The organism is bacterium (genome assembly GCA_037131655.1).
Lineage (GTDB): Bacteria > Armatimonadota > Fimbriimonadia > Fimbriimonadales > JBAXQP01 > JBAXQP01.
Genome location: JBAXQP010000105.1, coordinates 1 through 8619 on the forward strand (window position 1 = coordinate 1; position 8619 = coordinate 8619).

8 protein-coding genes are annotated in these 8619 nt (G+C 46.1%); 1 reads left to right on the plus strand and 7 read right to left on the minus strand.

Annotated elements, in window-relative coordinates; genetic code table 11:
• The 7 genes from WCO51_06470 to WCO51_06500 form a co-directional block, all read right to left on the minus strand.
• Nucleotides 1–992, minus strand: a 992-nt coding sequence (locus WCO51_06470) for a hypothetical protein (protein MEI6512904.1), incomplete at its 3' end; no start/stop codon positions are given.
• 96 nt (nucleotides 993–1088) lie between these two features.
• A complete protein-coding gene (locus WCO51_06475; GenBank protein ID MEI6512905.1) occupies nucleotides 1089–2276 on the minus strand; it encodes a hypothetical protein in 1188 nt (395 codons plus the stop codon).
• 36 nt (nucleotides 2277–2312) lie between these two features.
• A complete protein-coding gene (locus WCO51_06480) occupies nucleotides 2313–4463 on the minus strand; it encodes an Ig-like domain-containing protein (protein ID MEI6512906.1) in 2151 nt (716 codons plus the stop codon).
• A 176-nt stretch (nucleotides 4464–4639) separates the two neighbouring features.
• Entirely contained in the window at nucleotides 4640–5455 is an 816-nt protein-coding gene (locus WCO51_06485; GenBank protein ID MEI6512907.1) for a Cof-type HAD-IIB family hydrolase, read from the minus strand.
• Nucleotides 5456–5637: 182 nt separating this feature from the next.
• Nucleotides 5638–6102, minus strand: coding sequence for a hypothetical protein (locus WCO51_06490; protein MEI6512908.1), 465 nt, complete (start codon nucleotides 6100–6102; stop codon nucleotides 5638–5640).
• 466 nt (nucleotides 6103–6568) lie between these two features.
• Nucleotides 6569–7219 carry a uracil-DNA glycosylase gene (locus WCO51_06495; protein MEI6512909.1) on the minus strand — a complete coding sequence of 217 codons (651 nt, stop codon included), beginning with the start codon at nucleotides 7217–7219 and terminating at the stop codon, nucleotides 6569–6571.
• On the minus strand, nucleotides 7209–7706 hold the full coding sequence (locus WCO51_06500; protein MEI6512910.1) for an HIT domain-containing protein: 498 nt from the start codon (nucleotides 7704–7706) through the stop codon (nucleotides 7209–7211). Before WCO51_06500 ends, WCO51_06495 begins: the two co-directional genes overlap by 11 nt.
• Before the next feature lie 159 nt (nucleotides 7707–7865).
• On the opposite strand from WCO51_06500, the gene WCO51_06505 reads away from it, so the two are divergent.
• Nucleotides 7866–8619: ABC transporter ATP-binding protein (locus WCO51_06505; protein ID MEI6512911.1), on the plus strand; the 754-nt coding region annotated here is incomplete at its 3' end.

Sequence of the window (8619 nt, forward strand, 5' to 3'; positions counted from 1 at the left end):
GCATCATTCGCGGCAAAAGGCACCTCTCCAACGAACTGGTCGTACTTAGAGTTACCGATGAGAATGGCATATTTCAATTGGTTAGGAACACTTTTCGGAGGCGTAGTAGAAGGCTGCGTGGGGTTAGATACTGATGGCAAACCAGGAATTGTATTCTTCGACGGATCGATGATGATGATTTCCGGTACCGGACCACCGTTCGAGCTTTCGCCTTTCAAAATTGGATAATTACCCGAATCTATCCCAGACCCAGCTTTGCGTTTAATCAGCATGCCTACATAGGTTGGTTCTTCCTTTGGGGTTGCATCTGGCTCTTCGCTCACCTTTTCAGTAGCTTTGAGAGGCCTCGATTGTCCAACAATAGTCGGCACAGAAGGCTTCGTAGTTGGTTTCGATTCCGGCTTAGGTTTGTTTTCAACCACCACGACAGGTTTTGGCGGTTTAGGCTTCTTTACATTACTAAGAGCCTTTTTATCATCAGAGGTCAAATAGGTTTGATCGATGTTATTTCCCGATGTGCCTGGAGTAAATAATTCCTGACGGACTAATTCCGCTCTAACCGCGTCCCCAGATGCTTCATAGGTTTTAGAAAGAATAAAGGTTACATATCGGTCTTTAAAACCATTTGAGCGCAGCCAATCGAAGTTAGCAATAGCTGCTTGTAATAAAGAGGCTTTCTGAGCATCCTCTCTCACATTCATCGCTGCCTTATAGGAGCAGTAACCAAGTCCCCAGTGTGGTGTGTATGGCGCTCCACTCCGCCAATTCCCAACCAATCCAGGTCCAATCTGAACTTTAAATGTCTGGTTAGTGTCATCGCCTTTGGCATTGATTGATTGCTCGAACAATTGGCTGGCTTTAACCCAATCTTTCGCACGCGCAGCACTGACGGCATTCTCGTAAGTGGTCTGCCAGCTCGTATCTTCCGCAAAGGCGACCATAGTAATCAAACTAATTAGTAAAAAACAACCAAGAAACCGACAGAGATGCATCGCTTGTAACCTCCGATAGCACAGTGAAGAGCGGATTCTACGGGTCGAAACCGCCCTTCTTCTGCAAATAAACATTCACTAATAATGTGAACTACGTTAGAACTTGTAGTTCAGACTGAGTATGCTGGTATCAACAACATCGCCAGAAACACCCAGAGCAAAATCAACTGCGAACTGATCGCTTAGCGGACGATATCCAACGCCCAGGATGTATTCACTTTGATCCTCAAAGGTAGCCCCGCCGGCAGCACGATTTGTTCGGTAACCGGCTCTAATGGGAACAACCATTTTGTTCATGTACAATGTGTATTCGACACCTACATGGACGTTTGTGACAGCTTTTCGTTGGTCTTCAGCTCCACTATTAGCTTCAAAGAAGTGTTCGACATCAACGGCGCCGATGAGATCGGATCCCGATCCTTCATCAGGTTTGCCGAAACGGCTGATTTGATAGGCAACCCCTCCAGCTAACCTTGCAGGCATCTCTTTGGTAAAATCGCTGAATTGGCCATGTCCGGTAAGTGAAATCTGGCTTCGATAGCAGGCACCCCAAGTCATTCTTGCACCAGGCGCCAAAATACCGATAATGCCACCAATTCCCGTTCCGGTAGCTGTATTACTTGAGGACGAATTAAAAGTTGAATCGTTAGGGTCAAGAATATCTGAGGAACTAAAATTGAACCGCTGCTGTCCAACAACTGCGCCAATGCCCAGATTCAATTTATGGGAACGCTCAAGAGGAAAACCAAAAGCAATCGTTATCAGATCTGTATTGATTTCCTTCCTTTCTTTCCGTGTAAAGTTCGCGTTCGATTGTGAGTCTTCGCTAGTAAGTACTCCTGAGGATGTTTGCAGGAAGTGACCGATTCGAGCAAAGCTTATACCCAAAGTGCCACTACCAAATCCCCGCATGATCTGACTGAAAGGAATAACCACTCCAGCAAAATTAAAACCCATGTTGCCAGCATCGGTTTCATTAAAAGTCGAGGGATTACTCGCAAGCCCACTTAAAGAAGTGGTCACATTTGGCTGAGCGCCTAAGGAAGCCATCGCTTGCTGTTTGCTGATTACTGCCAGCGCGGCTGGATTATAGACTGTAGCGCTAGCATCATAGCAAAGAGCCGTTACAGCTCCCCCCATTCCTTCCCCGCGAGCGCTAATACCTAAACTATATAAGGTGTCTGGAATCTGTGCTAAAGCCATACTCGCAAGCGTGGTTGCCATTACGACCATAAGCACAAAGCTTCGACATTTACTGGCTGAATTCAAATTAGTTAATCTCATCCTTGCCTCCGTTACCATAACTCCGACTCCTCATTTTTAGAAAAATTTGACAATAAACTTACTGGTCACTTTTACCGAAGTATTGCCTGATTTATCGGTTGCTGTCACTTCAATCGCATATGCTTTTAGCGCCCTGAAGGGCTTCGGTACAGTGATATTTACTGTTCCGAACCATCGCCCTATTGTCCCTGACTGAGCAACTATTTCTTTTAATGACGTGATAGAAGCTACCTGAACGCCTTTGTCATCTTTAATAACCGCTGTTACACCCGTAGCAAGCACGCTGTTTTGTGTCGCATCGGAAGTATTGAAGAACGAATCGGTTACATCGATAAGGACTGTCAGCTTTGTTCCAGGACGAATCTTCATATTATTGAAGGGGTAAGAGACTTTAACCGTCGGCTTATCGTTATCCACCCTAACGCTTATTGTCTTAGTAGCGCTATTACCAACTTCATTAGTTGCTGTCACGACGACGGAATGAAGTCCCGATGACGTGTTTGTGGCATCCCATGCAGTATCTATGATGCTGCCCGTGCCGCTATCAATCTGCTGACCATCAACTCTAACCACCCAAGTAGCCAGAGCGTCATTTACTGTGCCGGAGATTTGGACAACACCCTTCACATAGGATTTATCCGTAGGAGTAGTGACCTCGAGTACCGGCGGTGTGTTGTTGACGGTAACCTGTTTGCTTTTTGTAGTAGACGAGTTGCCGGCTGTATCAGTTGCAATAATCGTGACGGTATGTGTGCCATCAGGATACTTGGATGAACTATCAAGATTTTTCTGCGCTGTATTCCAATTAACGCTTATGCTCTTGGTAGTTCCACTACCCAACTGCACTTCACCTATCTTAACGATCCAAGTCACATCACTTGTATCCTGAATGGACGCTGTAATGGTCTGCGTTCCGAAGAACTTGACATCAGTTTTGTTCTCATCAGGGTTAGTGAGAGTGACAACCGGAGAGGTAGCGTCCTTCAGCAATACTACGCTTTTTTGCAGCGTATTGCCAGACTTATCGGAGCCAATTAACGCCAACGTATGGGCGCCTTCGCTCAATAACGAAGGATCGAGGGTAGCGCTAACTGCGACGGTTGTTGAACTATCTGAGACTGTAAAAAAAGAGGGAGTAAAGCCGGTTGATCCGCCATCGATTGTGAGGTTCCATCCTTGCAGATTAGTATCACTAACGGTTCCTGTAATCGCCAACGGACTATTGCTAATCTGAGCGTTATTTACTGGCGTAGTCAGCGTCACCGTCGGCAATATACTATCGACTGTCACATCCACTGTTGAGGCGCTACCAACGTTTCCTGCTTTATCAGTAGCGGAGATGCTGATCGTGTGTTTACCATTAGAGAAGCTAGCAGCGTTCCAATTAATAGAAATACTGCCGCCAGACCCCGTTGACACAGAAAGTCCGGTTGTTCCGCCATCAACTTTCGCTTCCCATGTATTGGGATTTGCATCATTTACGGTTGCGGTGACCGAAACATTACTAGCCTTTACAAAGCCATTATTAGCAGGGGTATTAATCGTCACTGTAGGAACGGTTCGATCGATCTTAACCGTTCTTACTATCCGGCTTTCGCTTCCAAGGGTGTCTCTTACAATTAATGAAAGGGTATGAGTTCCTTGCGATACCGGGTCAGTGCTCCATTCAAAGCTAATTGCGCTTGCGGCATTATCTGTTGTCAGCCCAACGGTATCATCGAGCTTCAAGTCCCATGAACCAGCAGCCTTACCGGTTACAGTTACAGTTCCCTTTACCACAGCCCCCTCTAAGGGAGCGGTTAAAACGATAAAGTTTGTGTTATCAACTGTAACATTGACCGTCGTTGATATTTCGACAGGGTTACTGGTGTCTTTCGCATAAAGGGTTAAAGTATGGATAGAATCCGACAAACCCGTTGTATCCCAGAAGAAAGTATCGCTGGCGGTGGTGCCGGCATTTACTTGCTGTGAGCTTGGCGTATTCTTATCAATGACTGCACGCCAAGTCAATCCAGCGCCTGCATTTGTAATCGTAAATTCGACTTTCGCCTTCCCGCCAACGGTACCGGTGTCAAAAGGCTTGGCGATATTCACGCTAAGCTGCGCAAATAGCACAGACGTAATTGAGAGAAAGAAAATTGAAGCGAGGCTTTGAAACACCCACTTAAAGGCTCTTGAGTTAATCATTCCCATTGTGCTCCTCTCCCTGGTTGGGACTTATTGTCTGCCGTGGACAACCGTAGCGCCCATACGGCTACTATACACTCTTACCTGTAATTCTACCTAGTCTTGGGCATAAGTATGCCCGTAAAAAAGAAAACTTCTATGGTAATGTAACCAATTCCTCTATCGATTAATCAGATTCATGCAAAATTCAAACAAAAAACATCTTTTATTGCAATCGCAACCCCTGCCTCATCATTTCGAGGCGCAATTCTGTCGGCAGCTTGCTGAATTGCTTCACCGGCATTCCCCATCGCAAACGATAACCCTGCCGACCGAAGCATTGGCAAATCGTTATGACTATCCCCAATCGCAACTGTCCGCTCAGGCGCAATTCCTAAGTGTTCGCACACAACCTTTAAGCCATGCGCTTTCGAGGCCTTAGGATTCATCAGTTCGAGATACTGCGGCTCACTGACAGTAATATATAAATTGTCACCATATCGCGCCTGCATCTCTTCCCAAAGCTTGGCGATAATCGGAGGATGGTCAACGATAACCAGCTTGGTTGGGGAAGTCCCTCGAAGCTCCTCAGTTGGGCGTACCAACACATTTTGTTCCCTCACATGCAGGTTATATCGCCGCCCCCATTCAGTGTCTTTACAACAAGAAAGCACATCGACATGATAGTAGTTCAAGTGAATGTCATTGGCGATACAGTAATCAAGAACCTCATCTGCTAGGTTCGTGGGTAACGGTTGATGAGAAAGTATCTCTTCTTCCGACGTTCTAACCAAAGCTCCATTGCAGGAGATAATGGGGGTATCCAATCCCAATTCATTATAAAATCGCCGCATCGAGTGCTCGATCCGCCCCGAGGCCAAAACAACCTTAACTCCGGTGGAAACCAAACTTCTAACGGCATCAACATTCTGTGGCGGAATACAAAAAGCGCTATCCAGCAGCGTCCCATCCAAATCCATCACCAACAACTCATACTGCAAAATCAAATTCACCTTTCACTATAATCCCAAGCCCTCTAAAGAACCGCTTCAGATAAATAATATACGATCCAACCCTTAAGCTCGTTCCAAAACCGTCACAAATAAATATACCCGCTAAGGGATAGGTCATCTATGCTTATGGCCTAATGAGGATTTCTTGTAGGTGCGGAGAAAATATGTATCAAAACTGAATGCTAGAAATCAATAACACAAACTCCATCCTCTTTGTAATGCTCAAGCTCGTTATCAATCCAGTCCTCTCCAGGACGCACCATATGAAAGCGGATGGTGCAGCTGTCCTCATTCACAGAAAAAATACCACGAAACTGCTGCATCGGAAATTCAGCACGAAGCTGTTTATTTAACTCACGAAGAAAAGCAAATGCTATCTCCCCCCATTGATTATCGGTATAAAAATCAATGTGAAAGTGATTTATAGAGAACTCGCGGCCTGTCTTCTCGCTGCCATTCTTCTCGCCATATACAGCCTCATTCATAGAGGTTTTCGATAGCAATTTCTTAAGATAAACGCACCCGTCCATGTACACCAATCCAGCACGTAGGATCTTCAATATCTCTTTTGGTATTTGCACATCGGTCTCTTCAAAACCGTTTGGGCAAAACTTGGCCATCATCCGATTGGTTTTAATCTTCATCATTTTTCTCCACGGTACAGCACATCCTCCTCAATCATACAATCACTCTACAAGTTAACATACGGGCAGTGTTTTGTCAAATATCTCCTAAAGCTGCTGATACATATATCAGCCCCATACGTGCCAACGGCACGTCACCCTGAGCGTAGTCGAAGGGTCTTCCTGCAAAGCTCCGGCAGCGGCGCTTTGCTCTGCTACCGAAGCATCACAAATCCTTCGATATCGGCTTCGCCCTACTCAGGATAAGCGGAACTCTTTTTATTTATTCCCAACCCAAAATCCGCTTCCCTGAGTAGGCCTTAAGGCCATATCAAAGGGCGGTGAGGTTGGCAATCAGATAGCTATCGGAGGAGATTGCTTCGGCACAAACCGCCTCGCAATGACATGTTAAACAATGACCCAAATCCGGAATCTAGCCTCCAGCTTCCAGTCTCTAGCTTCTTTAAGAAAGCATCACCTATCACCTTCCCTAAAAAAGGCTCAACTGATCCTCACCAGGGGGAACAGGAATTTCTTCGTTGGCTTTTGACCAGGCTTTGGCGATGTCTTCTACTAAGGCTTTATAGCCGGTTTGGTGGGGGTCACCCATTAGGCGCAGGACGTAGGCTGGGTGGAGGGTCGCAATTACCGATTTGGCCCATTGGGATGTGAAAAATTGGCCGCGCTCGAGGGTGATTTTGAAGTTCTTGTGAATAATTGTATTGGCTGAAGGGGAGCCTAAGCAAAGAATAACTTTGGGTTGAATAAGTTGTACTTGAGATTCAAGCCAAGGTCGGCAGGCGTCAATTTCCTCCTGTTCCGGGGGACGATTGCGCGCCCTGCCGTCTTCCATAAGAACAGGGCGGCATTTAACGATATTGGCGATATAAACATCGGGACGATGCAAACCATTTTCACGAAGCGCTCTATCTAATAACGCACCGGCGCGGCCTACAAATGGCCTCCCTGTCGCATCCTCTCGCTCGCCAGGGCCTTCGCCAATAAACATCAACTTCGCATGGGGATCACCCTCGCCGAATACCACAAACTTTCGGGTTTGGCTCAACTTACAGGCAGGACAAACGGACGCTCTTTTGGCGACTTCATTAAGAGTTGTTTGCCCGGGGTCCCTATCGCCCACAAATCACCTCATACTGCTCTTTCAATCGTTTATAGGTTGCTTCCAAGCTATCGGGGATCACGCGAATATCGGATATAACAGGCATAAAATTCGTATCGCCGCTCCATCGAGGTACCACATGCCAGTGAATATGCCCCTCAACTCCGGCTCCAGCAACACGGCCTAAGTTGACGCCGAGATTAAATCCATCTGGGTTATAAACTCCCTTCAAGACATTCACACTCATTCTGACCATCTGCTGAATATCCAACATCTCAGCATCATCGAGATCGTTCATGTCGGCAGAATGCTTAAAAGGAGCAACCATTAAATGTCCATTGCTGTAAGGAAACTTATTCAAGAGGATATAAGAATATGCGCTGCGGCAAAGGATTAGATGTTCCTCGTCACAATTTTCGGCCGGTTTTGTACAAAAAATACACCCTGTTGCCTTATCAGCAGATTCAATATATTCCAATCTCCACGGCGCCCATAATCTTTCCGGCATAGTAATCTCCTTGATTGCCAATCGTGACATATCTAAAAGCATAAAATCAACAACGTGCAATTTGAATAGCACAATACAGTTTCTAATTACGAATTTATTGCTAACCCCTGCTCGGTATCTCTAGTCTCTGCAAGCAAAATTGCCGATAATTGCCTTGTTATGAGTGAATATATTATTGATGTCCAAAATCTTACTATCGAATACAAACCTTTCTGCGGCAAAAAGGTTCGCGCTGTCGACAATTTGTCATTCAAAATTGGCCCAGGCGAAGTAGTTGGCTTCCTCGGACCAAACGGCGCAGGTAAATCCACGACGCTTCGCACCTTGATGGGATTTCAACATGCCAAGAGCGGCATAGCCACAGTGTTTGGCTTCCCTGCCGGTTCAGTCGAAGCAAAACGACGTGTCGGATTTCTTCCCGAAGTCGCACTCTATTATCCTTTTTTAACCGTTGCTGAAGTCCTGACGATGTACGGCCAGCTTCAAGGCTTACCGGGAACGATGCTGCGAATGGAAGTGAAAGAGCTTATCGAACGTGTCGGGCTTAAGGACAAAGCAACGACGCTTTGCAAGAGCCTATCAAAAGGCATGCTTCAGCGAGTTGGGATAGCGCAAGCCGTTCTCGGTAATCCTGAAATACTCATCCTCGATGAAGTCACCTCAGGACTCGATCCGGTCGGCCGACGTGATTTGAGAGAACTGCTTCAAGAAAAGCAGCGCTCTGGCACCACTATTTTCTTCTCTTCGCATGAACTTACCGAAGTCGAAATGTTATGCGACCGCATTATTCTCATCAACAAAGGAAAGCTGGTCGAGGAGCGCACGATCGGTGATATTCGAGAAAAGCTTCAGAAGTTATATCTCAAGTTCCGTCCCGTCAACCAGGTTGTAGAAATGAATGCTGAATGGAGCA